24 protein-coding genes are annotated in these 26,812 nt (G+C 68.6%); 4 read left to right on the top strand and 20 right to left on the bottom strand.

Translation table 11 applies throughout. The annotated features are described in order from the left end of the window. The first annotated feature begins 1 nt into the window (after window position 1). Window positions 2–439, top strand: coding sequence for an SRPBCC domain-containing protein (locus tag ACFTSF_RS07740; RefSeq protein ID WP_380153115.1), 438 nt, complete (start codon window positions 2–4; stop codon window positions 437–439). Here the strand turns inward: ACFTSF_RS07740 and ACFTSF_RS07735 are convergent, their stop codons facing one another. Beyond that, complete coding sequence (locus ACFTSF_RS07735; protein ID WP_380153114.1) at window positions 440–1,210, bottom strand: enoyl-CoA hydratase/isomerase family protein; 771 nt, start codon at window positions 1,208–1,210, stop codon at window positions 440–442. It abuts the gene before it with no gap. 24 nt (window positions 1,211–1,234) lie between these two features. Beyond that, on the bottom strand, window positions 1,235–2,833 hold the full coding sequence (gene abc-f, locus ACFTSF_RS07730) for a ribosomal protection-like ABC-F family protein (RefSeq protein WP_344146874.1): 1,599 nt from the start codon (window positions 2,831–2,833) through the stop codon (window positions 1,235–1,237). Window positions 2,834–2,923: 90 nt separating this feature from the next. On the opposite strand from abc-f, the gene ACFTSF_RS07725 reads away from it, so the two are divergent. Next, window positions 2,924–3,829 (top strand): neutral zinc metallopeptidase, encoded by a 906-nt coding sequence (locus ACFTSF_RS07725; protein ID WP_380153113.1) that lies wholly within the window; start codon window positions 2,924–2,926, stop codon window positions 3,827–3,829. 58 nt (window positions 3,830–3,887) lie between these two features. Here the strand turns inward: ACFTSF_RS07725 and ACFTSF_RS07720 are convergent, their stop codons facing one another. The 13 genes from ACFTSF_RS07720 to ACFTSF_RS07660 all read right to left on the bottom strand — a co-directional run bounded on the left by ACFTSF_RS07720 (window position 3,888) and on the right by ACFTSF_RS07660 (window position 15,757). After that, window positions 3,888–6,884, bottom strand: a complete 2,997-nt coding sequence (locus ACFTSF_RS07720; RefSeq protein WP_380153112.1) for a BTAD domain-containing putative transcriptional regulator — start codon at window positions 6,882–6,884, stop codon at window positions 3,888–3,890. A gap of 30 nt (window positions 6,885–6,914) precedes the next feature. Beyond that, on the bottom strand, window positions 6,915–7,859 hold the full coding sequence (locus ACFTSF_RS07715) for a hypothetical protein (RefSeq protein WP_380153111.1): 945 nt from the start codon (window positions 7,857–7,859) through the stop codon (window positions 6,915–6,917). A gap of 102 nt (window positions 7,860–7,961) precedes the next feature. Next, entirely contained in the window at window positions 7,962–8,606 is a 645-nt protein-coding gene (locus tag ACFTSF_RS07710) for a hypothetical protein (protein WP_380153110.1), read from the bottom strand. An 11-nt stretch (window positions 8,607–8,617) separates the two neighbouring features. Continuing rightward, on the bottom strand, window positions 8,618–9,424 hold the full coding sequence (locus ACFTSF_RS07705) for a pilus assembly protein TadG-related protein (protein WP_380153109.1): 807 nt from the start codon (window positions 9,422–9,424) through the stop codon (window positions 8,618–8,620). Beyond that, complete coding sequence (locus tag ACFTSF_RS07700) at window positions 9,414–9,809, bottom strand: TadE/TadG family type IV pilus assembly protein (RefSeq protein ID WP_344146855.1); 396 nt, start codon at window positions 9,807–9,809, stop codon at window positions 9,414–9,416. The genes ACFTSF_RS07705 and ACFTSF_RS07700 overlap by 11 nt, the downstream gene beginning before the upstream one ends. A 32-nt stretch (window positions 9,810–9,841) precedes the next feature. Then, entirely contained in the window at window positions 9,842–10,291 is a 450-nt protein-coding gene (locus ACFTSF_RS07695) for a TadE/TadG family type IV pilus assembly protein (protein ID WP_380153108.1), read from the bottom strand. 6 nt (window positions 10,292–10,297) lie between these two features. Then, a complete protein-coding gene (locus tag ACFTSF_RS07690) occupies window positions 10,298–10,516 on the bottom strand; it encodes a hypothetical protein (RefSeq protein ID WP_132405931.1) in 219 nt (72 codons plus the stop codon). An 88-nt stretch (window positions 10,517–10,604) separates the two neighbouring features. Further along, on the bottom strand, window positions 10,605–11,519 hold the full coding sequence (locus ACFTSF_RS07685; protein WP_344146843.1) for a type II secretion system F family protein: 915 nt from the start codon (window positions 11,517–11,519) through the stop codon (window positions 10,605–10,607). Continuing rightward, a complete protein-coding gene (locus tag ACFTSF_RS07680; RefSeq protein ID WP_380153107.1) occupies window positions 11,516–12,412 on the bottom strand; it encodes a type II secretion system F family protein in 897 nt (298 codons plus the stop codon). The genes ACFTSF_RS07685 and ACFTSF_RS07680 overlap by 4 nt, the downstream gene beginning before the upstream one ends. A gap of 4 nt (window positions 12,413–12,416) precedes the next feature. Continuing rightward, on the bottom strand, window positions 12,417–13,727 hold the full coding sequence (locus ACFTSF_RS07675; RefSeq protein ID WP_344146837.1) for an ATPase, T2SS/T4P/T4SS family: 1,311 nt from the start codon (window positions 13,725–13,727) through the stop codon (window positions 12,417–12,419). Next, a complete protein-coding gene (locus tag ACFTSF_RS07670; protein ID WP_380153106.1) occupies window positions 13,724–14,518 on the bottom strand; it encodes a hypothetical protein in 795 nt (264 codons plus the stop codon). Before ACFTSF_RS07670 ends, ACFTSF_RS07675 begins: the two co-directional genes overlap by 4 nt. Next, window positions 14,518–15,252: a hypothetical protein gene (locus ACFTSF_RS07665; protein WP_380153105.1), complete on the bottom strand. Its 735-nt coding sequence runs from the start codon at window positions 15,250–15,252 to the stop codon at window positions 14,518–14,520. The genes ACFTSF_RS07670 and ACFTSF_RS07665 overlap by 1 nt, the downstream gene beginning before the upstream one ends. A 52-nt stretch (window positions 15,253–15,304) precedes the next feature. Beyond that, a complete protein-coding gene (locus ACFTSF_RS07660) occupies window positions 15,305–15,757 on the bottom strand; it encodes a hypothetical protein (RefSeq protein WP_380153104.1) in 453 nt (150 codons plus the stop codon). Between the two features lie 116 nt (window positions 15,758–15,873). Here ACFTSF_RS07660 and ACFTSF_RS07655 point away from each other — a divergent pair, with 116 nt between their 5' ends. Together ACFTSF_RS07655 and ACFTSF_RS07650 are read left to right on the top strand one after the other, a co-directional pair. Continuing rightward, on the top strand, window positions 15,874–22,722 hold the full coding sequence (locus tag ACFTSF_RS07655) for a hypothetical protein (RefSeq protein WP_380153103.1): 6,849 nt from the start codon (window positions 15,874–15,876) through the stop codon (window positions 22,720–22,722). A 46-nt stretch (window positions 22,723–22,768) separates the two neighbouring features. Beyond that, window positions 22,769–23,335 (top strand): hypothetical protein, encoded by a 567-nt coding sequence (locus ACFTSF_RS07650; RefSeq protein WP_344146822.1) that lies wholly within the window; start codon window positions 22,769–22,771, stop codon window positions 23,333–23,335. Here ACFTSF_RS07650 and ACFTSF_RS07645 read toward each other — a convergent pair. Genes ACFTSF_RS07645 through sufC form a run of 5 tightly spaced genes read right to left on the bottom strand, consistent with a single transcriptional unit; the run spans window position 23,311 to window position 26,810 of the window. After that, window positions 23,311–23,946 carry an acVLRF1 family peptidyl-tRNA hydrolase gene (locus ACFTSF_RS07645; RefSeq protein ID WP_380153102.1) on the bottom strand — a complete coding sequence of 212 codons (636 nt, stop codon included), beginning with the start codon at window positions 23,944–23,946 and terminating at the stop codon, window positions 23,311–23,313. The genes ACFTSF_RS07650 and ACFTSF_RS07645 overlap by 25 nt on opposite strands. After that, window positions 23,943–24,341, bottom strand: coding sequence for a metal-sulfur cluster assembly factor (locus tag ACFTSF_RS07640; RefSeq protein WP_380153101.1), 399 nt, complete (start codon window positions 24,339–24,341; stop codon window positions 23,943–23,945). Before ACFTSF_RS07640 ends, ACFTSF_RS07645 begins: the two co-directional genes overlap by 4 nt. Next, window positions 24,334–24,792: a Fe-S cluster assembly sulfur transfer protein SufU gene (gene sufU / locus ACFTSF_RS07635; RefSeq protein WP_380153100.1), complete on the bottom strand. Its 459-nt coding sequence runs from the start codon at window positions 24,790–24,792 to the stop codon at window positions 24,334–24,336. Before sufU ends, ACFTSF_RS07640 begins: the two co-directional genes overlap by 8 nt. Window positions 24,793–24,795: 3 nt before the next feature. Then, window positions 24,796–26,052, bottom strand: a complete 1,257-nt coding sequence (locus ACFTSF_RS07630) for a cysteine desulfurase (protein WP_380153099.1) — start codon at window positions 26,050–26,052, stop codon at window positions 24,796–24,798. Then, window positions 26,049–26,810, bottom strand: coding sequence for a Fe-S cluster assembly ATPase SufC (gene sufC, locus ACFTSF_RS07625; protein WP_380153098.1), 762 nt, complete (start codon window positions 26,808–26,810; stop codon window positions 26,049–26,051). The genes ACFTSF_RS07630 and sufC overlap by 4 nt, the downstream gene beginning before the upstream one ends. Between the last annotated feature and the right edge of the window lie 2 nt (window positions 26,811–26,812).

The following is a 26,812-nucleotide window of genomic DNA, read 5'->3' as shown; positions in this document are numbered from 1 at the left end:
CATGGTGGATATTCTGCACAGAGTCGGCGTCGTCGGTTCGGTCGACGACGTGTACAAGGCCCTCGACTCCATCGACGGGCTCGCCGCCTGGTGGACCGAGGACACCAAGGTCACCGCCGACGGCACGATCCAGTTCCGCTTCGGCGAGGCCGGCGGGTTCGACATGTTGGTGGTGGAGACCGAGCCCGGCAAGCTCGTCCGCTGGGAGGTCGTCGACGGTCCGGAGGAATGGATCGGCACGCACGTCCGCTTCGACCTCCATCAGGAGGAGGACTTCGCGATCATCATGTTCCGGCACGAGGGCTGGCGGGAGGTCGTGCCGTTCATGTTCCACTGCAGCACGAAGTGGGCGACGTTCCTCATGAGCCTGAAGCACCTCGTCGAGACCGGCACGGGCGAGCCCGCGCCGAACGACGTACAGGTCAGCAACTGGCACTGATCACCCGAAGACGGCCAGCAGCTCCTTCAGCCGACGCTCCTGCGCTGCGCCTTCCGCCTTGAGCTGATCGGCGTACGAGCGATCGGCGGCACCGAGCAGCAGCGCCTTCGTCTCACGGATCGCACCGGCGAGCGGCGTCAGTACGGCGTCGGTCAGGTCCTTGACGGTCGCCGCCAGCTCCTCAGCCGGTACGACGATATTCGCGAGGCCGATCTCCTTGGCCTCGGCCGCCTCGACCCAGCGGGTGGTCGCGCAAATCTCGAGGGCCCTCGAGTACCCGACGAGCTGGACCAGCGGTTGCGTGCCGCCGAGGTCAGGCACCAGCCCGAGCGCCGGCTCACGCATGCTGAAGCGGGCGTCCGGGGTGACGACCCGCAGGTCGCAGGCGAGCGCGAGCTGGAAACCAGCGCCGACCGCGTGACCTTGGACCGCCGCGATGCTGATGATGTTCGGGTTCCGCAGCCACGAGAAGCCCGCCTGGAACTCGGCGACGATCTCGTAGACCTCTTCGGTCGGCTTCGCCCCGAGGGCGAGCAGCGGCTCCTCGCCCTGGTCGTTCTCACCCATGATGAGCCGCCGGTCCAGACCCGCCGAGAACGACTGGCCCTCCCCCGACAGCACGACCACCCGGACGTCGTCCGGCAGCGACCGGCCGAAGTCGGCCAGCGCGCGCCACATCGCCGGGGTCTGCGCGTTGCGCACCTCCGGCCGGTCCAGTACGACGCGCGCCACCGGGCCATCCACCGAGAACCGCAGTCCGAGATCAGTCATGCGGCGTACATTACTGCACAGTAATTAAGCGAGCGAGACCAGATCGGCGTAGTCGTTGGTCCAGAGGTCCTCGACGCCGTCCGGGAGCAGCAGCACGCGCTCCGGCTCCAGCGCCTGCACCGCGCCCTCGTCGTGGGTGACGAGCACGATCGCGCCCTTGTACGAGCGGATCGCGTTCAGCACCTCTTCACGCGACGCCGGGTCCAGGTTGTTGGTGGGCTCGTCGAGGAGCAGGACATTGGCTGCCGAGACGACCAGCGTGGCCAGCGCCAGCCGGGTCTTCTCGCCACCGGACAGCACACTCGCCGGCTTGTCGGCGTCGTCGCCCGAGAACAGGAACGCGCCGAGCACGCTGCGCGCCTGGGTCTCGTTGAGATCCGGGGCGGCGGTCTTCATGTTCTCGATGACCGTCCGGTTCACATCCAGGGTCTCGTGCTCCTGGGCGTAGTACCCGAGCTTGAGGCCGTGTCCGTCGATCACCTCGCCGGTGTCCGACTTCTCGATCCCGGACAGCACCCGCAGCAGCGTGGTCTTGCCGGCACCGTTCAGCCCCAGTACGACGACGCGCGAACCGCGGTCGATCGCCAGGTCGACATCGGTGAAGATCTCCAGCGAGCCGTAGGACTTCGACAGCTCCTTCGCCATCAACGGCGTCTTGCCGCACGGCGCCGGCGACGGGAACGCGATCTTCGCGACGCGGTCCGAACGACGCTCGTCCTCGAGCCCCGACATCAACTGTTCGGCACGCTTCAGCATCTGCTGCGCAGCCGTGGCCTTGGTCGCCTTGGCACGCATCTTGTTCGCCTGGTCGACCAGCTGGCTGGCCTTCTTCTCGGCGTTCGAGCGCTCCCGCTTACGACGGCGCTCATCCTGCTCGCGCTGTGTCAGGTAGACCTTCCAGCCGACGTTGTAGACGTCGATCTCGGCCCGGTTCGCATCCAGGTGGAAGACCCGGGTGACTGTCTCCTCGAGCAGGTTCACATCGTGGCTGATCATGATCACGCCACCGGCGTACGACTTGAGGAAGTCGCGCAGCCAGACGATCGAGTCCGCGTCGAGGTGGTTGGTCGGCTCGTCGAGCAGCAGCGTCTCCGCCTGCGCGAACAGGATCCGCGCCAGCTCGACCCGCCGCCGCTGACCACCCGACAACGTGCCCAGCGGCTGCCCCAGTACGCGATCCGGCAGGCCCAGGTTCGCCGCGATCCGAGCGGCCTCCGACTCAGCGGCGTACCCGCCGGCTGCATGCAGCTCGGCCTCGGCCCGCTCGTAGCGCCGCATCCCCTTCGCGCGCGTCTTCTCGTCCGCGCTGGCCATCGACTTCTCCGCGCTGCGCATCCGGTGCACAACCTCATCCAGCCCACGAGCGGACAGAATCCGGTCCCGCGCCAGTACGTCGAGGTCCCCTGTCCGCGGGTCCTGCGGCAGATACCCGATCTCGCCCGACTTCGTCACCGACCCGCTCGCCGGCAACCCCTCACCGGCCAGGATCTTGGTCAACGTCGTCTTACCGGCGCCATTGCGCCCGACCAGCCCGACCTTGTCGCCCGGCCCCACCCGGAACGACGCCGGGGAGAGCAACTGCCGAGCACCAACGCGTACCTCGAGATTGGAAGCAGTAATCATCGCGGTGGCAGGTGTCCTCAGGGGTCGGTGTAGCGGTCGGCGGCGCGGAGTCACGACACGGCAACAACCCTCGCTCTGAGGTCTAGTCTAATGCTTGTGAAATTCAATCCGGACGCGGATCTCGATACCAGCGGTATCGAGGACACCCGCGGCAGTGGCGGTGGACGCGGCGGCGGGCTGCCCGGCGGCATGATTCCGGTCGGCGGCGGCATCGGCGGCCTGATCCTGCTCGTCATCATCGTCCTGCTGAACGGCGGCATCCCCGGCCTCGGCAGCGACGGCACCGGCGAACCCACCAGCCGGAACACCGGCCCCGGCAGCCTGAACGCCTGCAAGAACGTCACCACGAGCAAGGACTGCCGCTTCGTGGCCGACCAGAACTCCATCGAGGGCTTCTGGTCCACGGAACTCCCCCGCCGCGGCAAGAAGTACATTCCCGCCCCCATGCGCGTCTTCGAAGGCCAGGTCAGCACCGGCTGCGGCCCCGCCACCAGCGCGGTCGGCCCCTTCTACTGCCCGCCCGACAAGCGCGTCTACCTGGAGCTCGGCTTCTTCAAGACCCTCGAGACCGAGCTCGGCGCCCAAGGCGGCGACTTCGCCGAGGCCTACGTGATCGCCCACGAGTACGGCCACCACATCCAGAACCTCTACGGCATCCTCGGCCGCATCAAGACCCGCACCGGCCCCACCTCGGACTCCGTCCGCTCCGAGCTCCAAGCCGACTGCCTGGCCGGCATCTGGACCAACCACGCCACCACGGTCCCGAACAAGAACGGCAAACCCTTCATCCTCGAACTCACCGAGGACGACATCACCCGCGGCCTAGACGCCGCCGCCTCCGTCGGCGACGACCGCATCCAGTCCAAAACCCAAGGCCAGGTCAACCCCGAGTCCTTCAGCCACGGCACCGCCGAACAACGCATGCGCTGGTTCAAGACCGGCCTGGACTCCGGCGACATGACCGCCTGCGACACCTGGTCCGCCAGCACCCTGTAACCCGCCGTACGAGAACCGCCCTGCACCAATCCGGTGCAGGGCGGTTTCTGTTTGGAGGTCAGGCGACCTGGGCGGGGCGGTGGTAGCCGGGGAGGAGTTCGTCGACCAGGGCGTCGGTTTCGGACTCCGGGCCTCGGGGGCCGCCGTGTTTGGAGAGGGCGGCGTAGAGCTGGGTGGCTACGTTGGTGACGTCTTGGGTGGAGCCGAAGTGGGCGGCCAGGCGGAGGGTGGCTCGCCAGAGGTCCTCGGAGGCCGGGGAGAAGCTGAGGCCGGTCTGGAGGGCTGTGCGGGCGGTTTGGCCGTCGTTGTGGGTGAGGGAGGCTTCGGCGAGCTTGAGGGCTGCGTCGACCACTGCCTCGACCATGCGGCGTTCGATGCCGGAGGCGGCCAGCCAGGAGTAGCGGCCGGCTGGGATGTCGGCCCAGGCGGGGCCGTGGACGAGGCTGAGGGCGGTGGAGAGGGCTGCTCTCGGGTCCTCTTGCATCGTCGACTGCTTGGCCAGGGTGCGGAAGACGTCCCAGTCGACGCGGACGATGCTGCGGTTCAGCATCCAGCGGCCGGACTCGTCGGCGTACATGGCGTCGTTGCCGACCCAGCGGCGGGTGTGCTCCAGGGCGGAGTCACGCAGTTCGTCGCTGATGCCGCGCGGCCAGATGGCGCCGGCCAGGACGTTCGGGTGGACGCCGTAGTCCTGGCTGGCCAGGAAGGCAATGATCTCGGTGGAGAGTGCGACGCGGCCGTCGTCGATCGGACCGCGGGCGTCCACCTCGACCGGACCGAGCAGGTCGACCTCGACCGGCGCGGGCAGGCTCAGGTCGGTGGTCGAGAACTCGTACGCCGGCATGTTCTGCTCGGTACGGCGTTTGTCGAGCGCGTCCGACTCGGCGGCGTCGAAGAGGGCGACCAGCTCGCTGACCTGCTCCGGCGTGACCGTGTGGGCCTCGACCTCGAGGCCGAGCAGGCGGCAGACGGCCTGGTTCTTCTCGTCGACGACGAACCGCCACGGCGAGTTCATCACGTCGCCGACCACGACGACCGCGATGCCACGCTTCTGATCGGCGGCGAGCCGGTTCAGCAGGTCCTGCTCCTCCGCCGACGGCGGGGCCGAGACGAAGATGATCTCCGCACCCCACAAGACCGAGTCCGGGTGAGCGGTCCGGGCCTCGGCGACCGAAGCGACGTTCCGCCGTTCGCAAGCCTGGACCTGAGCGTCGGTACGACGGCTCACCTCGGCGAGCGCAGCGTCCAGCCGGACCCAGTAGCTCAGGCGGCCGGGAGCCAGCGACGAGAGGTCATCGCCGAACCCGACCATGCTCACGTGCGCACCCTCGGACCACAGGTTCGTCGCGAGCTCGACAGCCAGCGAACCGACCACGTCGCGCGCGGCGGAGTTGACGCCACCGAAGCTGACGATGCCGTTCGCGGTGTCGAGGTCGACGAGCACGGTCGCGCCGTCGGCGTTCTGACCGATGGTGACGAGCGTCGGGTACGGCGCCGGCGCGGTGATCTCGCCGGTCGGGGCGTACGCGCGGCGCAGCGTCCAGCGGGTGCCCTCGGCAATGGCCTGCCAGGGGCCAGGAGGCGCAGCCTGAGCCTCGTACGGGTCGAGAACCAGCGTGAGCGCGCTGGTCGTCACCAGGGCGGCGACGACCTTCGGCATCGGTCGCTGGGACTTGGCCATGTCCGCGCCGAGCTGACGCAGTGCGGCGTCCACGAACTGCGCGGTCGGGATGTCGGAAGCCAGCCGCAGACCGACCTCGGTCTGTCGGTGACCGGCCGCCTTCGGGCCCGGGCCCTGCGCCCAGCCCCGGCGGCGCTTCAGCGCCAGCGCGAGACCGGCGGCGAGCAGCGTCCCGCCGAAGCCGTAGATGCCGGCCTGGGTCAGATCGAAGCCCTGGTCGGCTGCAACCGGCACAACCTCGGGCACCTTGGTACCACCCGCGGCCGGATCGCCCGGCTGTGACTCCCCCACCTTCGGGTCGTGCGCCGGCGTCCCCGTGTTCGGGTCGCCCGGCTTGATGTTCTTCGCACCCGGGTCGCCCGCGACGCTGCCGATCGTGACGCCCGAGCCGGGCTCGATCCCCTGCTCGGCCCAACGGCCGCCCTGCTCGGGGGTCGCGACCTTGGTCGGCTTGACCACCGGGTTCGTCTTCGTCACCGTCTTGGTGGGCTTGACCGTCGGCTTGACCTCCTGGGTCTTGCCGGGCTGGTCGATGTTCACCCGAACCGTGTGCACGCCGGCACCCTTGGCGTCAGCAGGCAGGCGCACCTGCCAGCCCGGCATGATCAGATCCGGGTTGGTGAGACGGCGGCCGTCCGGCTGCAGCTTGTTCTTGTTGAGGTCGTAGATCTCCTTGTACCGCCGGCCCTCGCCCAGGTACCGCTCGGCGATATCCCACAGGCAGTCGTAGTTCCGCCCATGCGGCGGCCGGACCTCCGTGTACTTGACGACCTGACCCTTCTGGTCGTTGTTCGTCCGTACGCCGGTCGTCGTCTTCGTCCCTTGCTGTGCAGAACCGGAGAGCACACTGCTCCGCTGCTCGGTCTGCCGGAACGAGGAACCGGACTCGTGCTCGCCGCCTTGGACGACGGAAACCGAAGTCGGAACCGTGCCCGGGCTGGTGGTGACTGCGCTGGCGACAGGCAGGCTCACGCTGGCCGCGCCGGCGATCAGTACGACGGTAGAGATCAGCCGACGAGCAAGTGTCTGCGAACCGCCACCGAGCGGAATCCGTGGCGACAACCCATGACCGCGAATCTCGGACACGGCCTCGACGAGCAGGCAGACCACGAAGTGCAGCCACGCCACCCAGATGATGAACGCGAAGATCCCGAGCACCGCCCGGATGTCCAGCTCATCGAACAGCACGTTCCACTTAGGCATCTGGTCCGGCCACGGCGTCCCGAAGAAGCGCAGGAGCACATAAGGCACCCCACCGACGATCGCCACGATCGCCAGCAGCGCCACGAACCCCTTCAGCCGATCCGCACCCGGACTGGCCGACCGCTGCTGCGGCAACCGCGCCGACCGAACCGGCTCACCGGTCTTCACCATGCTCGCTCCTCCGTCCCCGTCCCCACCACGTCACCCACCGATAGCCTGCACTTCCTGCACAGGCAACCGCTGCACCGCGTGCACTTCCGCCGACGCGAGGTACTTCCAGTCCGGCGGGCCGACCCAGTACGACACGTCCCAGGTGATCGTCAGCTTGACCGTGTACATCCCGTCCGGCTGACTGGCACTCGACTTCTTGTAGGTGTGCCTGCACGTACTCATCTGGGTGAACGGGTCACTGTTCTCGTCGTACCCGTCGGTGTCACCGGCCGGCACCACGCCCATCGGGCAGGTGAACGGCGGCGTGCCGTCGCCCGGATCGACGATCATCTTGCCGACCAGCCCGCGCATCACGAAGTCGTGACTACCGCCCCAGTACATGTCCTGGTAGTCCGGCCGGGACTGGTTCTTCAGGATGTACGAGGTGTCCGGAGTCAGCGAGAAGTACGCCGGAACGTTCACGCGCGGCGTGTACGTCGGCTTGATCTGCAGCACCGGGTCCGGATAGCTGTTGTGGAACTCGTCCCAGAACTCGTCCATGTAGCCGCGCCGCGGGCACTGGTTCCGCTCGTCCGCGCCGACCGGCACGATCGCGCGCTCGATGTGGACCTCGCCGCCGCCGTCCTTGGTGTCCAGGTCGTAGTCGACGATGGTCAGCCGCAGCCGCCACTCCTTGCCCTCGGGCGCTGCGGGCAACGTGATCCCCTGCGGCACATCCAGGTCGCGGCACGGGATGAACACGTTGTTGCCGAGGCGCTGCTTCCAGGTCGGGATGGGCTGGCCACTCCCGTAGGTCACCTGGCCGTTGCTGCACCAGGCGCCGAAGCCGATGGAGTTCACGTACATGCTGCAGCTGCGAGTCCCCTGCTGTACGGTCTCGCCGCCGCCTGCGACGGCAGCGGTGACGCCAGGGAAAATCAGCAGCGTGAGCACGGTGCCCAGGGCGATCAGCCCGCGTCCCACGCGATTGCGCATCCTCACTCCAGAGAGTAGTCCTAGCGGCAGATTATCGTCGGCCGAGGGCATCGTGCCCGTTATCCGGTCTCCCGTCACCTTTTCGGAACCTCATATTCCGGACTAGGCCGGGAATTTGACCCCCGCACAGCTGATCCCGCTCGACGGCCCGATCCGGTACGGCCGCCAGCCGAGGCCGGTCTTGATCATGTCGATGGCCTGCGGCTGACCACCGGGTGCCACCAGCGTCCAGGCCTTGGCCTTCGGGTTCCAGTACTGCGTCTTCTGCGACCGGCAGGTCTTCACCCGCACCACGCCGAGCGGCTGATTCGAGAACCCGCGCACCACAACGCTGCCTGGCGGCTTCATCACCCACCCGTTGACCTTGGCATCGACGATGACCTGACCGGCGTCCGCGTAGAAGTAAGCAGGGAACTTGTTCTTCACGATGTCCACGTTCTTGGTGACCAGTGCTTCGTAGTACAGCGGCAGTGACTGCACGAGCCCTTGGACGGCGGGGGTGCTCGCGAAGTTCCCCGGAACGACGATGACGTTCACGTTCTTGGGCGCCGTCGACGTGGGAGCGCTCGGCTCCTTCGTGGGCGCGGTGCTCGGTGGCGTCGAACTACCGGCGGACGGCGTCGGCGTACTCGACGACTCGGAGCCGCCGACGGGGACCGGGCGGCCGCCGTCGTTCGAGTTGCCGCCGCAGGCGGCCAGCAGGGCTACGCCGGCCAGGGCGGCGACCGTCAGAGGAGCACTACGCACGGTCATGGTCCTTAACGTCCGAGGCTTGGTGGGAGGGAGTTCTGCGGCGGCTCGATGCCAGCCGGGGCGCCGCCGCCCGGGGGCTTGCTGGTCACCGGGCTGGTCGGGGGCTTCGAGCTTTGCTCGCCGTCGGTGGGGCTCGGCGTGGGCGTGATGCTCGGCGTGCAGGTGGCCGGGAACGGGATCGGCGGGTCCAGGGTCCAGATCGGGGTCGGTGAGCCGATCGTCCACTTCGGGCACGGTACGTCGAGGGTCGGCGGGACCGCCGTACTCGAGATCGTTGCGCCGGGCCCCTGGGGACCAGTGCTGACGAAGATCGGCGGGATCGTCGGGCTGTCGTTGGCCTTCTCAACACCCTGTTCGGCGTGGGCGGTGCCGGTGCCGGTGGATTTTAGGGTGGATTTGCCGATGAGGCCTAGGAAGGTTGTTTTGTTGGCTATGCCTACGGCGATGTCGACCTGGTCGGTGGTGAGTTTGGTGGGGGCGCAGGAGGTGACGGTGGGGTCGTTGGAGGAGACCTGGGCGCAGAAGTCGGCGATGGCGATGGCGGCTTTGGCGGTGTCGATCTTGGCTTCGGCGGTGTTGAGCTGGATGGTGGCGGCACCTACGCGGGCGGCTTCTTGGGCGTAGCCGACGGCTCGGGAGCGGGCGCCTAGTTGGCGGCCGCCGTCGATGACGAGGCCGGCCAGGGTGAAGATCATCACCGCGAGGATGGCGACCGCCGGGCTGAGGGCGCCGCGGGGGAAGACGCGGTGGTTGCCGGGGGCATCGATGCGGAAGAAGTCGACGATGCGGGAGCGGTGGTTGTCAGGAGCCATCGCGGACTCCTCGGTACGGGTCCACGCTGGAGGTGAAGCGTTTGGTGATGGTGGTGTCGCCGCCCAGGCCCAGGAAGCTGAGGTCGCGGTAGTCGATGGTGCAGGTGACCTCGACGGACAGGGGGGTGCCGGCGGCGAGGGTGGTGGTGATGACGCCGGTGGCGGATTCCTTGCAGGACTTGACGGCTTGGCCCATGGTGCGGGTGACGGCGTCGTTGACGCGGGCTTGGGCGTCGGTCTGGGAGCGGGACATGCTGGCGGCCCGGGCGCCGTCGCGGGCGGCGGACTCTGCCAGGGCTGTTGTCTGGAAGTAGCGGCCGGCGGCGAGCAGGAACATGAACAGGAGCAGCAGGATCGGCGCGAGCACCACCATCTCGAGCGCCATCGTGCCGCGGTCCCCGCGAATCTGAGGCCGCCTCACTTGTCGGCCTCGAACTGCTCGATCGGTCCGGTCGCCGTCCGCTCCACGTGCAGCTCGAGCCCGGGGACCAGTGAGACGGTGTCACCGCTCACGGTGAACGAGACCATGCCAGGAGGATTGTTGTACGCCGGTGATGCCACCGTCGCGTTCTGCAGTGTCGTGCCGGCCAGCTGGTTGACGTACGACTCGATGTCGACCCGGACCTTCTCCCCCACCGCCGGGCTGTACACCGGCGGCTGCACCAGCCGCAGCCGGGAAACGCCTTCCTGGGCGGCGTTCAGCGCGACCGAGCGGCCGTACAGGTAGAGCGCCGTCTGGATCGAGACGAAGATCAGCGCCATGATCGTCGGCGCGAGGATGGCGAGCTCGAGTGAGCTCGCCCCACGCTCGGACCTGCGTCTGAGGCGCCGGCGGGCGCGCGCGGCGGTCGGGGGGCGGACCGGCACGATGGGTCAGCCGTTCTCGATCTCGCCGGTGCGCTTGTCGATGACACGCCGCACCACGAGGCCGATGGCCAGCGCGGCCGCGACCAGGATCGCCGAGATGATGGCCCACTCCAGTGCGGAGGCGCCGAGCTCCGTGCGGCCCTGCTTGGCCCGCGCCCGCTGGGCGTGCGCCCGGGCGACGGCGTAACCGGTCATCGCCCGCCAGAACTGCAGTTCGGTGTTCATTCGCATGCCTTCCAACTCATGAGGCCGGGGCTGGCCTCAGTATGCCTGGTACGACGGACAGTTCCGCCGAACGGATCCCTACCCGCTTTCAGCTGCCCAGGATCGCGATCCCGGCCGGGAATCCGAGGAACAGCATGAACGCCGCGCACATCACCAGCTGGGCGACCAGCATCGACTGCGACCGCTCACCCGCCTTGCCTTCCACATCGGCAAGCTCTTTGCGGCGCAGCGACGCGGCCCGGGCCAGCAGCGAGGCGCGGATCTTCGCGCCCTCGTCACCGGCCAGCGCGAGCGCCGACGCCAGGTCCCGCAGTTCCTCGACGCCCAGGTCCTCACCCAGGCGGGCCATCGCGTCCCACGGCGTGATGCCGATCAGGCGCGCGTTGGCCAGCGCCTGCCGGATCCGCGCCATCGCCCAGTGGTCGCCGATGGTGGAGGCCGTCATCAGCGCCTCGGGCAGACCGCGGCCGCCGGCCAGGTTCATCGCGACCAGGTCGAGGAAGCTGCCGACCACGTGCCGGAAGTCCCGTCGCCGCGCCTCGGCCTCCTGGCGGAGTGCCAGGTCCGGCAGGAAGAACGCGAAGGCCATCGCGGCCAGCGTGACGATGGCCGGTGTCGCACCGGGTGCGCCGAAGCCGAGCGCGGTGAACGCGAACAGCACGAACGGGATGAAGATCATCGCGCCGAGCGCGAAGAACACCTTGGTGGCCAGCATCGCGGCGAACGGCTGGTTCATCACCGCGAGGTCGCGGCGCAGCTTGCCGAAGGCCCAGCCGCGCGCGTTCGCCTCGGCCTCGAGCCGCTGGCCGAGCGTGTGCCGCGCCTTGTCGAGACCGCCGAGAACGCGCTCTCCGGCGGCGCTCGTGGTGGCACCACCACCGCCGCGACCGGCGTCGATCCGCGCGATCGTCGAGAGCACGTTGGCCCGCGGCCGGATCAGCATCCGCACCAACAGGTACGCGCCGAGTCCCACCAGCGCACCGGTGAAGAAGGCCCACATCATCCGCCCACCACCTCCATCCGTTCCTCGCCCGAACGCTTCTGCGTGCCACCGATCAGGAACCGCTCCGGTACCTCGATCTTGGCCAGGCGCCGCAGCCACACCAGGCCGACCGCGTAGAGCGCGATCACGATGAACAGCACGAACTGTCCGATGAAGCTCGTGTACGGCGCCACGTACGCCGGGTTGAACAGCACCAGCGCGGCCGCGACGAGCAGCGTGATCGCGACGACCACCTGCACCGAGCGCCGCGTCGACCGCCGTTCGGCTGCGACCTTTCGCCGTACGTCGAGCTCCTCGCGGGCCGAGTCGGCCAGCGCGCTGAGCACCTCGCGCAGACCGGGACCACGCAGCCGCGCGTTCAGTACCAGGGCCGCCACGATCAGGTCGGCGGACGGGTCATCCAGGTCGTCGGCGAACCGCATAAGTGCCGAGGGCAACGGTTCGCGGATCCGCAGCCGGTCGACCAGCAGGTTCAGGCCGGGCTTGATCGCGGGGGCCGCGTTCACCGCGGTCGCGGGGATGGCCTGCTCCAGACCGACCGCGCCGGCGATGGTGTCGCGCAGCGCCTCGGTCCAGGTGGCCAGCGCCTCAAGTCGCTCGATGGCCCGCCGCTCCTCACCGGTACCGCCGAAGAAGCGATCGGCCAACGCAGCAAGCAAGCCAAGCGCGGCAGCAAGCACCAGCCAACGAGTCACCGCCAGTACGACGAGGCCGACGCCGACCCCGACGCCGAATCGGATCAGGTTCTTCCGGCTATCCGCGTTCCCGCCACGGCGGAACATCGACGGGGTCTCGTCGCGCGGCTCGGTACCGCGAATCGCGACGATCAGCAGCAGAACCGCACCACCGACAACCGCTCCGCAGAGCAGGGCCAACAGAGTCTCGTCGCTCATCTCGTCACGCCCACGTTCCGTGTACGACGGGCTGGTACCCGTAGTACTCGAGCTCGTCCATGCAGGCGATCGGAGCGTGCGCCGCAGCCCGACCGTCCGGTCCGGGCGCGAAGACCTCGCCGGACAGCACCCGGCCGTCCCAACCAGTGACCTCGCGGATGCTCTCGACGTACCGGCTCAGGCCGCCGCCGTGCTGGTAGTCGTTCTGCTTGCGCACGAAGACCACGAAGTCGAGGGCACCGGCGATCAGCATCTGGGTGGCCTCCATCGGCAGCCGCTCGGTCGCCTGGATGGCGTAGGTGCTGATTCGGTTGAACACCTCCATCGAGCTGTTCGAGTGGATCGTCGACAGCGAGCCGTCGTTGCCCTGGCTCATCGCGTTCAGCATCGTGACGATCTCGTCGCCGAGCACCTCACCGACGATGACGCGCGACGGATTCATACGCAGCGAACGGCGAACCAGGTCGGCCATCGGAACCGCGCCGACGCCCTCGGAGTTCGGCAGCCGCTCCTCGAACGCGACCACGTTCGGGTGCAGCTCCTTGAACTCACCGAGACCGAGCTCCAGAGAGCGCTCTACGGTGATCAGCCGCTCGTGCGGGGCGATCTCGTTGGCGAGTGCGCGCAGCATCGTGGTCTTCCCGGAGTTGGTCGCTCCGGCGATCATGATGTTCTTCCGAGCCAGTACGGCGGCGCGCAGGAACTGACCGACGTCATCGGAGAAGGTGCCGTTGGCCACCAGATCGCGCAGGAACACCCGGCCAAGTCGTGCACGCCGGATCGAGACCGCGGGCCGGGACGTCACGCCCATCACCGCGGACAGTCGCGAGCCGTCCGGCAGGCGCAGGTCGAGTTGCGGGTTCGCCGAGTCGAACGGGCGGCTGGTCAGACCCGCGTGGGCGGCCAGCACCTGGATCAGCTCGACCAGTTCCTCATCGCTCTCGGCGACCGGACCGGGCATCTCCTCGCGACCGTCGCCGTACTGGACGAAGACCTGGTCGCAGCCGTTGATGTCGATGTTCTCGACCTCAGGGTCGTCGATCAGCGGCTGCAGCCGCCCGACCCCGAACAGCGCCGAGTGAATGGCACCGGCGATCTGCGCGTCGTCATCCGGAGTCGGCGGCGTCCGGCCTTCGGCCAGCTCGTAGCGGGCGTGGTCCTCCAGCACCTGCACGATCAGCGACCGGGCGTACTCACGCTCGTCCTCGGCGCTCATCGGCGGTACGCCGTTCACCTGGTCCCGACGGCGCTGTTCGTTCAGCCGATCGGCCACCTGGGAACGCAGGCGGCGGACCAGTTCCTGATCAGCCGTCATCGCTCACCCTGCAAAGGGAAGGCGGCCTGGGCCATGTCGAAGTCGTGCGGCGCTGCGACCAGTGCGGCCATTTCGGCGGTGATGTCGGTCGCGGAGCGGATCAGCTGGGTCTTCTCGAGCCGGCCGTGCCCGCGTCCATCAAAGAACGCCGCACCGACCGGGTCGTACGCCAGGTGCCACCTGTTGCGCACCGGCACCGACATGGCGTCCAGAACGGACCACACCTGCTTCACGCCGTCACGACGCTTCGGATCAGCCACGACGATCACACCGAGCTGCGCGTCGACGTGGTGCACCAGTGCGCCCATTCGCTCACGCAGATGCGCCACGGACGAACCAGTCGCCGTACAGACCATCACGATGAGCCGTGCGGACTGGATGACCGGCAGTTGCGGCGAGGTGGCGCCGATGCGTCCGCAGTCAGCCAGTACGTCGGCCTGCTGCAGCTGGTTGAACGTGATTCCCAGGGGATGCCACAGACCGCCCATGCCGCCGACCTGCTCAGGCGAACGCACACCAAGCAGGACGTCGAGCCCACCGTCGAGCTGCTGGCTGTGAGCGTGGATGACCTCGTCACCAAGGCCCTTGCGGCTCGCAGCGGCCAGACTGACCAGACCGCGGTCGGAGTTGAGCGGAGTACCACCAGGTGCGGTCATCCGGATCGCTACGTCGCTACCGGACGGGTCGCACTCGGCCAGCAGCACCTGCCGCGGCCAGAGCGCCCCCAGCACCAGACCGGCAGTGGTGACACCGGGAGACCCTTTGGCACTCGCAAGAGCTACGAGTGCCATCAGCCGTCCCCGTTGGTACGCGGTACGTCGGGCTTGGTCGCCGGGTTGAGCTTCACCAACACCAGCGTCTTCGAGGCCGCCGCAGCAGCGACAGCGGTCGCCTTGCCGGTCGGGACCAGGATGCTGACGTTCAGCGTGTTGACGGTGGAGCCCTTGTCTGCGACGACACCGCCGGCAGAGGCCGTCACTACAGCAGCGGAGACGAGCGTGGCCGGACCGACGCTGTCCTGGTTGGCAGTCGGCACCCGCACCACCTGTACGACGTCGCCTTCGGCCAGACCGTCGGACGGAGCCCGACCGGCGTCGAGGACAACACCGACCTGCGCCCCGCCGCTCGGGGTCGGCGCATCGGCGGACAGGTTCGCCGGCGTCAGGTACTGGTCCTGGTACAGCCAGGTGGTCGTGTACTGACCGATGTACTTGCTCCGGTCGGACCACTTGATCAGCGCATCGGTCGCACCGGCCAGGTCACCGTTGCCCAGGTCCTTCTCGACGAGCTTGTGGCCAGGTGGGAGCTCTTTCACGCTAATGGCGACATAGCCCTCGCGGTTGCCGCTGTTCAGGGCGATGAGGGCGGAGCCGGCGGCGCCGAGCAGGATCAAGATCACCGCCAAGGCGGCCAGGGCCGGGCGGCGCTCTCGGCTGTTCGGGAGGCGGTTCGTACCACCGCCCGCCGACCGGCCCGTACCGCGGGCGTTGGGGGCAGGAGTACGCGTGGAGGACGAGAGACTCACGCGCCTACCGTAATGGCATCCAGGTGCCATCCTCGCCAACTGGTGCGGGCTGTTACCCGCTCGCGACCCGGTTGCGCTCCTCAGAGGTCAAAAGCTCGGTGAATGCGCCCGGTCCGCCGTACAACTGGTCTAGGTAGGTGTAGAGCGCGTGTAAGGCCAGTCCTAGCTGGTGTTGCCAGCCCTCTGCGCTTTCCAGTGCACCTGCGAGCGCACGGCCCTCAGCCAGCGTGACAGCAGAGTTCACCGGCTGTTCCAGCCGCTCTCCAGCTCCGGCGCGTCGTGAGCGTTGCTCACCAATTGCCCCGGCGAGCGCAGCGCGCTCCGGATCCACCAGCAGGACGTCGAAGCCGTGGCCGCCGTACAGCTGGTCCAGGTACTCGGACAGGGCGAGGAAGAGCTCGACGCCGTCGTACTCAGGGCCTTCGGTGGCGACGTGCCGCAGTTGCGCGATCACTCCGCGCGCTTCGGTCACTGTCCACCCGGAGGATCCCAACTGCTCGGTCATGCGTCGATCCTAGGAGGCCGACAGGCGTAAATCGTTAACAGAACGGGTGCTTCGAGTAGCTGGCGAGTAACCGAAAGTTTGCTAGCGTCCCGGCCAGACGACCCTTCGGAGGTGTGGTGCCCGACCCGCAGAGCCGTGCCCGGACGGCGATTTCCACCGCATTGGGAATCGCTTGGCCCACTGCTGTCCCACTCCGTGACGGCAGCGTCTGGCTGACCAGCCGGTACGACGTCCTCCCGGCGCGGGTCACCGCCGACCTGCAGACGTACCTCGCCAGTCGGGCCAGCGACAAGGTGCACGACGACCGGATGCTGGCCGAGGCGGTAGCGCTGCTCGGTGCCGCACGCTCCCGGAACCGTGACGAGCAGCCCGGCCTCGGCGCTGCCGCTGCGCTCGACCGGCTGCTCACAGTGCCCGGACTGGACCAATCGCGTCACGACGAGGCCCGCGCCATGCTGCGCGTCGCCCTGCGCAGCGCCGCCCAGACCTCCCCCGAAGCCGCTACCCGACTAGCCGCGCTCCCCGCCGCCAACAGGCCGCCGTCACTGACTGCGGCTGTCTCCGGCGCCGCCGCGATCAGCCAGACCGCACGCAGTCTCGGTACGCCGGCCGCGGTGACACCGCCCCAGCACCGCCTCCACCGACGCCGCTTCCTGACCCGCGCCACCGGCACCACCAGCCGCCCGGCCGACGCACCCGCGTTGACCCCCGACTCCGCGCTGGCAGCCCTCGGACAACTGCCCGACGCGCCAGCACTCGCCGGCCCCGGACTCGCAGTGATTGACGGCTCGCAGTACGTGCGCGTCGAGGTCGACCGCACAGTCGGCACCCTGCTCGCCCAAGGCCGCACCGCAGCCGGTACGGCGGAAGACCCGCATGTACTGCGGATCTCGCCCACCGTGGCCGACGGGCAGCTCGCCCAGGTCTGGACGCACCAGATCAGCCAGCTGACGCAACAACTCGCGACGCCCGAGCCCACCGGCATGTTCGCGAGACTGCGAGCCCGCTTCGGCGTGGAGCAGCGCGACATCCGGACCCGCGCGGACTATGCGACGTACCAGCTGCTCGCCAAGGAGTGGCGCGATCCGAACGGCACCCGCAGCAAGGCGGAGATCCGCACCGAGATCGAAGGTCTGGCCGGCGCCCTCAAGCGCCGCGGTGGTGCGCTGCCAGAGCTGCCCTGGTCGCCCGAAGCCCGGTCGGCGCCGGATGCGATCGAGCTCGGCCACGCAGCGGAACGACTGCTGACCGAATCGACGACGCCGAACTCCCCCGCGGCCCTGCGTGAGCAGGTCGTCCGTCAGATCGACGAGCTCGAGACAGCCGTCGCCGGCTTCACCGTGCAGGCCGACACCAAGGTGTCGACGGCGGTGGCGGCCACGGCTGACGCGGCCGATCTCGAAGGCAAGGCCGTCACCGAAGAAGCCCTCAAGGATCTTGGGGCCGCCGAACGGGCTCGCGTCTTCCGCGTCCAGGCGGTTGCTGCAGGCAACAAAGCAGGCCGGCACACCGAGCTCGCGACCGGTTACAGGCAGGTGGCTGAGGACGCCGCCCACGCGTTGACCGGGTACCGCGACCTGCTCACCGCGATCGACGCCGGCTCGCCTCAAGCGCAGCTCACTGCGCTAGCCGATGAGGCAACGGACCGCGTCGAGGTCTACGAGGCCGCCAGCGCGCGAGCCCTGCCGGCTCCCGAGCTGCTGGAGACCGGCGTACCGACTGGCGAGCCGCTGCTCGCTCCGGTTGCCGACATCAACCGCATCATCCAGGAGCGCGGCGGACCGCACGGGCTCGACCCGAACGCTCCCCGCCCGATCCCGACCGCCGAGTACCGGCTGCTGATGTCGGACGACGGCTTGGTGATCCCGGTCGGCGGTGGCGCCGCTGACGACGACATCAAGAAGGTCGGTCAGGTCCGGCTGCGGTTCGAGCGGACCGACCTCACCGAGGTCGTCGACCGCGACCACGACCTGGCCCAGCAGATGAACGGCTGGATCGGCGCCGGCGGCCAAGGCATGGGTACGTCGAACACCCACTCGACCAGTACGTCGTTCGGTGTGAATCTGCAGCCGGTGATGGCGCTGGCGACGCCCGGCAGCGCGGTCCACACCGCCGGCCAGGTCGCCGCACCCCGTGCGGACGTGAACCGCGGACAGTCCTTCACCCAGTCGTCCGGTCTGTCGACGCATGAGCAGGAAGGCGAGGTCGACGACGCGCACGGCGAGTCCCTGCTCTACCGGTCGCAGGGCAAGTGGCTGGTCGAGTACCGCAACTCCCCCTTGGCAGACTGGTCGCCGGTCGAAGCAGTCGACGCCGGAGAGCACCTCACCTGGATCCCCAGCGCCTACACCGTCAAGGCGCCCACGGAGATCGTGACGCTGGAGCAGCTGGGCCGGGCGGACGAGTGCAGTCCGGAGTTCCCGCCGCACACCGTCACCCGGATCAACGGTGTACAGGACATCAGCGACCGCCTGGCCAAGCAACTGCGGGACCGCGAGGACGGCCTCGACCGGGTCGCCTACGACCACCTGAACGTAATGGTCACCCGCGACACCAGCCGGCTGCTGCACCAGTTCACCAAGCCCGGTGGGCTCACGCGGCCGATCTCGGTCGACGGGCGGTCGGAGTACGAGCTCACCATCGAGATCGAGCCGGTGTGGAGCACCGCGTCGCTCAGCGGCGAGCCCAGCACCGAGGTGGGCAAGGAGGGCGTCGAGGTCGACTTCTCCGGAGTGAACGCCTCTGAGTCCTACGGCACGTCGATGACCGCGACAGCCGGCGTGACGGCGTTCGGAGTGCCCAATGCGTCCGCCGGGCGCAGCGTCAGCCGCTCCGGCGGCCAGAACGTCAGCAGCACCGCCATCACGCCGGTGGTCCATCGCGATCGCGGCCCGACGCAGGGCGTGATCGTCGACTTCGAGGTCCGGGCGACCCTGCGGAAGATCTCCGACCGCGAGGCCGCGCCGATCGTGGTGGCAGACACCTGCGAGGCGCGAATCCGGGTCACCGAGAACGACCTGCTGCGGGCCGGGGGGCCTGCCTCGGCCGACGCCGTACGGCGGGAGGACGACGGCAGCCTGCGGTTCGACCAGGACGACCGACTACTGCTGCGCGGCGATGCCGAACCCCCGACCGGCCCGCAGACCGTACCGCCGTGGCTGGGCAACGGACCGAACCAGCTGCGCGGTCCGGGCAAGGCACTCGCCGAGAACCTGCAGGGTGCCGAACAGGCTCAGCGGGACGCCCTGACGGCGCTGAGCCAGATGGGCCTGGTGCCACCACTCGACGCGGACTACCAGCCGCGCATGGACGCACTGCCGAAGGATCCGCTGCGGCGAGCTGGTCAGCTGGCGAACTACCAGCGGATCATCGACAACGTCGATGACCACCGAATCCAGGCGGGCATCAACCAAGCCTGCCAAGGCGGTCTGCCGGTCACTCTGGTCGATCAAAGCACCGGCCGGGCACCGCACTACCGCCACTTCCGCCTGGGCGTCGAGCAGGACTTCGACGACCAGACCGGACGCGGTACGACGCCTGCGCGCAACGTGGTGCGGCTCGGCATCACCTCGGACGCCACCAGTCGCAGTACGACGAGGTCGACCGCCCTGCCGCTGTCGGCCGGAGCTGTTGTCGGCGATGGGCCCGATGAAGGGCAGAGCGGGCTGACGAGCCGGTTCGGGGCCAAGCTCAACCGGAACGCAGTCGGCCGCAGCATCACCACCACGTCCGGCCGCCGGGTCAACCGGGTCGTGCTCGCTGAGAGCACCGAGCCGCTCGACAAGATCGAGCAGGGCGTCCGGATCACGTTCGCGGAGCGCACCGACCGCGGACTGGAGAAGCCGATCGCCGACGTCCGCGGTTCGGTCGACCTGTACTACGAACAGTCCCTGACGCGCGCCGAAGCGCCCGTGATCGAGGCGCAGCCGAAAGCGCCGCACGCCAATGCGGTCCGCGCGTCGATCGCCGTCGCCGTCGACGCGGCGAACCCGGCCGACCAGATCTTCACCGAGGTCGCCGCCTTCCGGGCCGACTCCAGCGCCGTCGCGCAACTGCACGCCGCCTTCTCCTCGGACAGCCTCGTCGCGAATCCGGACTGGATGAACGGCAACCTCGAGGTCCCGATGGTGATCACGCCACCGCCGGCGAACCCGGCCGAGGCGATCGCGGACCGCAGTGCGCTGGCCCAGCAGTACAAGGTCGTCCTGCGCGGCCGCGCAGTCAGCCAGACCTTCCTGGCGGTCAACCAGCAGAACACCGCGAATATCAACCTCACCCTGACCGACGCCTCGTTCACCTCCGGTACGTCGACCTCGGGCGGGCTGGGCGCCGAGGGCGGCGGCGGTCAGACCGATGCCGACGCGTCGTCGGCAGCCGGCTCGGGCTCCATCGGCCGAAACGCCGGGTCCTCGCAGTCCACGACCGTGAGCCGGGCGACCGGCCAGGAGTGGCTGCTGGTCAACACCGGCACGCACTACGAGTTCCTCGAACGCTACGAGCTCGAGGCGGACATCCTCGACTCCTCCGGCGCCGTCGTCCAGACCGTCCAGCTCGATGACGGCCTTGCGCAGAAGGCGATGGCCGAGCGCCGCGCCCTCGCGCTCTACGCGAAGCGAGAGCTCGATCTGCCGCTGCCGGTCGTGGCCGATGTCGCCGAGCGCTACCTGCACGACCGCGTGACGATGGATCCGCAGACCGCGATGGGCTTCCTCCGTCGGTACGAGCTCGACCGGGCCGGCGTCACCACCGGGCTGGCCGCCGAGCACGACCACGAGCAGTTGGCCGCGAAGGTGTTCGAGAACGCCGGAATGCCGACGACCAACCAGACCGCGACGGTCGAGGAGCGCCTGCTCGCCACCGAGAAACTGTCCGCTCAGCGACGCGCAGTCGACCCAGGACCGGCGTACCAGGACAGCATCGCGTCGGCGCAGATCGACCAGCTCACCGTGCTCGGTCCGGACGGCGAACCGGTGGATCTCTTCGAGCTCGTCCGGCCGCAGTTCGAGGAGATCGCGCCCGGTGTACTGACCGAGAGCAAGCTGCTCGCCCCGGCGCTACGGGTCAACCTGGCCGCGGATGCGCATCAGGGTGAGCTCGAGAACATGCTCGGCGCCCGCGGCTTCGTCGCGACGATCGAAGTGCCGATCGAGGGACAGCAGCGCCCGGATCTCTACGAGGTGCAGCTCACCGCGGAGATGATCGGCGAGTACACCGTCGACGGCACGCCCGAGATCTCCGGTGTCGAGGCGATCGGTCTCGACCAGGCCTACCGCCATCACAGCCAGGATCGGTCGATCGGCCACAGTACGGCGTACTCCGCAGAGGTCGGCGGTAGCGCGGCAGCCGGGGACTCGGGCAACGTGGGCGGCAAGGTCGAGCGCGTCCGCACCACCGGGGCCGGCAGCAGCGAGCAGGACGTCAACGTCGACCGCACCGGTCACTTCGACATGGCCGAAGTGAAGCGCTCGATCGTCTACACCTCGAAGGTCACCCGCATTCAGAATGCCGGCGCCGCCGCCCTCACGAGTGCGCGCTGGAAGCTGGACCGGACGAAGCCGGACCAGGTCTCGATCACCGCCACCCCGCGCCAACTGCAGGCCGAGCTCACCTTGCTCGTCCCGAAGAAGCTCCTCAAGGAACCCGGCACCCGTCCGCAACTCGCCGACCAGCCCGAGCACCGGCCGATCCGGATCACCGAGAGCGCCGTCGTCGAGAGCACCCAGCCGTACGGCCTGGGCGACGAGCGGACCAACCAGCTGTACGACGTCCTGGACGCGGAGCTGAGTGATCCCCGGGTGCTCGGCCCGGCCGGGTTCGCCGAGCACCGCGGCGCGCTCGAGGGTCATCTCAAGGCCACGGCCATGAAGGCGTATTTCCACGAGCTGATCAGCGACGACGGTCTGCGACTGCCGCCGATGGTTGCTCGCGGCAACGGCCAGACCACGATCGGCGTCACGATCAAGGCCCACAAGACCGGCCTCCAGCTGGTCGAGGATCCAATCGGTGACGCGCAGACCGGCGCGGTCTCGCGGCGCGAGACCGCGGCTCGCTCGAGCAGCTCCGGGAGCCACGTCGGTCCCGGCACGGTGAATGCGGGCGTGGGTGGCGGTCCGGTCAGTGTCGGCGGCTCGGTCGGCGAGCAGGTGAAGGAGCAGGCCTCCGACGCCTACGGCACCCGGCTGGAGACGAGCAAGTTCGAGGAGGGCGAGGTCGTCACGGTCCGGATCCCGGTGAGCTACGACGTCGGTATCGACCAGTTGCGCGACAACGGACAGGGCACGCCGAAAACCAAGCGGAGCAAGGAGATTCCGGACGCCGCGCGTGGCCAGTTCTACGTCAAGATGCTCAAGCACGAGTTCCTCGACGCCCTGAAGGCGATGGAGTCCGGCGCGAGCGTCGACGCCGCACTCGCCGATGCCCGGCTGATGATCACCCCGGAGGGACTCGGCCGGCCAGACATCGAGGCCTCGGAGACGACGACGGATGCCAACGGCAACGAAGTACACGAGCCCTATCGGCCACTGGTGACGGCGCTGGCCCAGGCACAGCAGCAGCGGCAGACACTGCTGGTGTCGGTGCGCGACCGCGATGACAACGAGCAGCTCTATCTCGCGGTCTACAACCCGGGAGACGGTACTGCGCGACTAGCGGGGGTGGGCGACGGCGGCTTCGGCTCGGCACTCGGCAGTCTCGATGGCCGGATCGCCCTGATGGCTCAGGGCCGGGTCGACCTTCGCGAGCTGTACAACACGATGGGCCCGAACGACGACTTCGCCGCGAAGACCGCCGACGCTCTGATCCAGAACGGCGTACCGGCCAGCATGTTGAAGGGTCTCGACTACGGGTCGACGGCCCAGCAGTTCAACCCCGGCGTGGCGCCGCCGCCCACCCAGCCGGCGGCCGCCACGACGGCCGCGCGGGCGATGTCGCCAACCGGTCAGGGACCGGCGATCTCCGGGCCATGAGCACGATAGTGTGCATGCGAACTAGCGAACAGGAGCGCGGGAACTGATGCTGACTGCCAGGACCCTGATCGAGGCACAGGTCTACACCAGCGTGCAGACCGCAGCCGACACGGCCGCGCCCGCGGTACCGCCGCCGGACCTGCAACCTGGTGTCAACATCACCCAGGGCGAGACCGCCTGGACCTATGCCTCACCGTCGGGCGACATCGAGATCCCGTACGAGAGTGAAGAAGCCTCCCGCACGATCGGCGTGCCGTTCGGGCTGGGCGTCTCCACCCTGATCGACGCAGCTCAGTGGGCAGTGCTGGCATCGACCTTCGCCCGCCGGGCGCTGACCGCCGACATGGCCTACACCGGGCAGCCCGGCCAGGACCGGTCGGTCGTCGAGCTCAACTGGGAGTACGCCGCTTACGCCGTACGCGAGGCGTTGAAGTTCTTGCCTGAGGATGCGGATCAGGTGCCGGATTCGGCGATCTGGTCGGACTTCGGCCGGCAGGCGCTCGCGGACAGCCCGCAGTTGGTGCACCGCGCCAAGCTGTTCGACGACCTGCAGTACTACGAAGGCACGCTTTCGGACTTCCGCGCGCTCTACGACGGCCCGTCGTCGTCCTGAGGTTCGGTCAGCTCGATCCGGATCGCGCGCGCGTCGACCCCGGCAGCTTCCAGGACCTTCTGCTTCGGATCCGCCACCCCGAGAAACGGCGGCCGCACCAGCTTCGCGATGTCCTTCAGCCGCGGATCCTCCAGCACGGTCTCGATCGCGCGCCGGTCTCCCCCACACACCAACGCGTCCAGCCGAGCCCCGGCCAGAATCCGTACGGCGACCTCGGTCGCCGCCGCGAACGCCTCCCGCGCCTGGTTGTCACGCCGCCGAGCGAACCGCTGCTGCGACCATCCACCGGCCTTCGTCGTCCCCTGCACATGGCGTGACCCGACCTTCGAGTCCACCAGCTTCGGCCCGACGAAAACACCCGCGCCGTAGCCACCCCGCCGTACCAGCAGCAGCCCCAGCCGGTGCTCCCCCAGCACATGCGCAACCAGCCCCTCGCGACTCAAGTCCACGAGAGGCTGGAAAGGCACACTCACCACGGCAATCGCCCCGTCCGCCGCAGACACCGTCACCTGATGCGGTGCTACGTCGAACGAGACGTCGCCGTGCCGTTCACCAAAGCCGGTCAACCACCGATCCAACCGCTCCGGCGCGACTGTTACTACTCTGCTCACACGTTGAAGCCGAGAGCCCGCAGCTGGTCGCGGCCGTCGTCGGTGATCTTCTCGGGGCCCCACGGGGGCATCCAGACCCAGTTGATCCGGAAGTCGTTGACGAGCCCCTCGAGGGCCATCCGGGTCTGGTCCTCGATGACGTCGGTCAGCGGGCAGGCGGCGGACGTCAGGGTCATGTCGATGATCGCCGTGGAGCTGTCGTCGACGGTGACGCCGTAGATCAGGCCGAGGTCGACGACGTTGATCCCGAGCTCGGGGTCGACGACGTCCTTGAGGGCCTCGGTGACGTCCTCGACCGGAGGCGGCGTCGTACCGGGGCCGGCGGCCTGGGCCGCGGCGGCTGCTTCGAGGTCGACCTCGGGCAGCTCGATCTTCTCGTCGGTCTGGTCAGGCATTCTTCACTCCTTGGTTGGCCGCCAGCGCCTGGGCGGTGGCATCGCGCCAGGCCGACCAGCCCAGCAGTGCGCACTTCACGCGGGCGGGGAACTGCGCGACGCCCGCGAAGGCGACGCCGTCCTCCAGAACCTCTTCGTCCGGCTCGATGTTCCCGCGGCTCTGCATCAGCTCGAGGAACTTCTCGTACGTCGCCATCCCCTCGGCGACCGGCTTGCCGATCACCAGGTCCGACATCACCGACGTGGCCGCCTGACTGATCGAGCAGCCGACGCTGTGGTGGGTGACGCCTTTGACGGTGTCCCCGTCGAGCTCGACGCGGAGCGTGACCTCGTCCCCGCAGGACGGGTTCACGTGGTGCACCTCCACGTCGTACGGGTCCGCGAGCCCCGCGTGGTGCGGGGTGCGGTAGTGATCCAGGATGATCTCCTGGTACAGGCTGTCGAGCTGCATCTATCAGTCCACCTTGAAGAAGCTACGGACGAATCCGAGTCCGTCGACGAGCGCGTCGACCTCCTCGGGAGTCGTGTACAGGTAGAAAGACGCTCTGGTGGACGATTGCATTCCGAACCGCTCGTGCACCGGACGCGCACAGTGGTGACCAGCCCGTACGGCGATGCCTCGCGTGTCCAGCACGGTCGACACATCGTGCGGGTGGACACCGTCCAGCTCGAAGCTGATCGCGCCACCGTGGTCGACCGCATCGGTCGGACCGAGCAGCTTCAGCCCGGGGACCGTCTTCAGGCCCTCGAGCGCGTACTCGACGATCGCGTGCTCGTGCGCCGCGACCTTGTCCATCCCGATCCCGGACAGGTAGTCCAGGGCCGCACCGAGACCGACTGCCTGCGCGATCGGCGGCGTACCGGCTTCGAACCGGGCCGGCGGAGCGGCGTACGTCGAACCGGTCATCCGGACGATCTCGATCATCTCGCCACCACCGAGGAACGGCGGCAACGCAGCGAGCAGGTCGTAGCGGCCCCAGAGCACGCCGATACCCGTCGGGCCGACCGCCTTGTGCCCGGTGAAGACGAGCATGTCCACCCCGAGCGTGGACACATCGACCGGGAACTGCGGGACTGCCTGCGAGGCGTCCACGACAACGGTCGCGCCGACCGCGTGCGCCTTGACCGCGATGTCGGCGATCGGGTTGATCGTGCCGAGCGCGTTCGAGACCCAGGTCAGCGCGACGATCTTGGTCTGCTCGGTGAGCAGTTCGTCGATGTTCGACAGATCGAGCCGGCCGTCTTCGGTGACGCCGAACCACTTCAGCGTCGCGCCGGTGCGCTCACAGGCCAGCTGCCACGGGACGATGTTGCTGTGGTGCTCCATCTCGGAGATCACCACGACATCGCCCGGCTTCAGCCCGGCGCCGAGTGTATGCGCGGCCAGGTTGAGCGCCTCGGAGGCGTTCTTGGTGAAGACGATCTCGTCCCGGTTGGTCGCGCCGATGAAGGCCGCGACCTTGTCCCGGCCACCCTCGTACGCCGCCGTGGCCTCCGCACCGAGTTGGTGCATGGCGCGGGCGACGTTCGCGTTGTGGATCAGGTAGTGGTCCTCGATCGCCTGGACCACCTGGCGCGGCTTCTGCGAAGAGTTGGCCGAGTCCAGGTAGACCAGCGGGAACCCACCCGCGAGCTCACGGCTCAGGATGGGGAAGTCCGCCCGGACCGACTGCAGGTCCAGGGGACTGCTGAATGTCCGGGCGTCGGTCACTTGGCGGCTGCCTTCAGGAAGCGCTCGTAGCCGTTCGCCTCGAGCTCGTCGGCCAGCTCGGCGCCACCCTCTTCGGCGACCTTGCCGTCAACGAACACGTGCACGAAGTCCGGCTTGATGTAGCGCAGGATCCGGGTGTAGTGGGTGATCAGCAGAACGCCCTTGTCACCCTTCTCCGCGAACCGGTTGACGCCGGTGGAGACGATCTTCAGCGCGTCGATGTCGAGGCCGGAGTCGGTCTCGTCGAGGATCGCGATCTTCGGGTCGAGCAGCTCCAGCTGGACGATCTCGTGGCGCTTCTTCTCACCACCGGAGAAGCCCTCGTTGACGTTGCGGTTGCCGAAGTCGGCGTCCATGTCCAGGTCGGCCAGCGCCTTGTTGACGTCCTTGACCCAGGTGCGCAGCTTCGGGGCCTCGCCGTCGATGGCGGTCTTGGCGGTGCGCAGGAAGTTCGACACCGACACGCCGGGGACCTCGACCGGGTACTGCATGGCCAGGAACAGGCCGGCCCGGGCGCGCTCGTCGACGGCCATGTCCAGCACGTCCTCGCCGTCCAGCGTCACGGTGCCGCTGGTGACGTTGTACTTCGGGTGACCGGCGATCGAGTACGCCAGCGTGGACTTGCCGGAACCGTTCGGGCCCATGATCGCGTGCGTCTGACCACCGGCGATGGTCAGGTCGACGCCGCGCAGGATCTCCTTCGGGCCGTTCTCGGTGTCGACCGACACGTGCAGGTCGCGAATCTCGAGTGTCGCCATGA

The sequence above is a fragment of the Kribbella sp. NPDC056951 genome, from assembly GCF_042674205.1.
Classification (GTDB): domain Bacteria; phylum Actinomycetota; class Actinomycetes; order Propionibacteriales; family Kribbellaceae; genus Kribbella; species Kribbella yunnanensis.
This window is presented reverse-complemented; position numbering and strand designations above follow the sequence as displayed.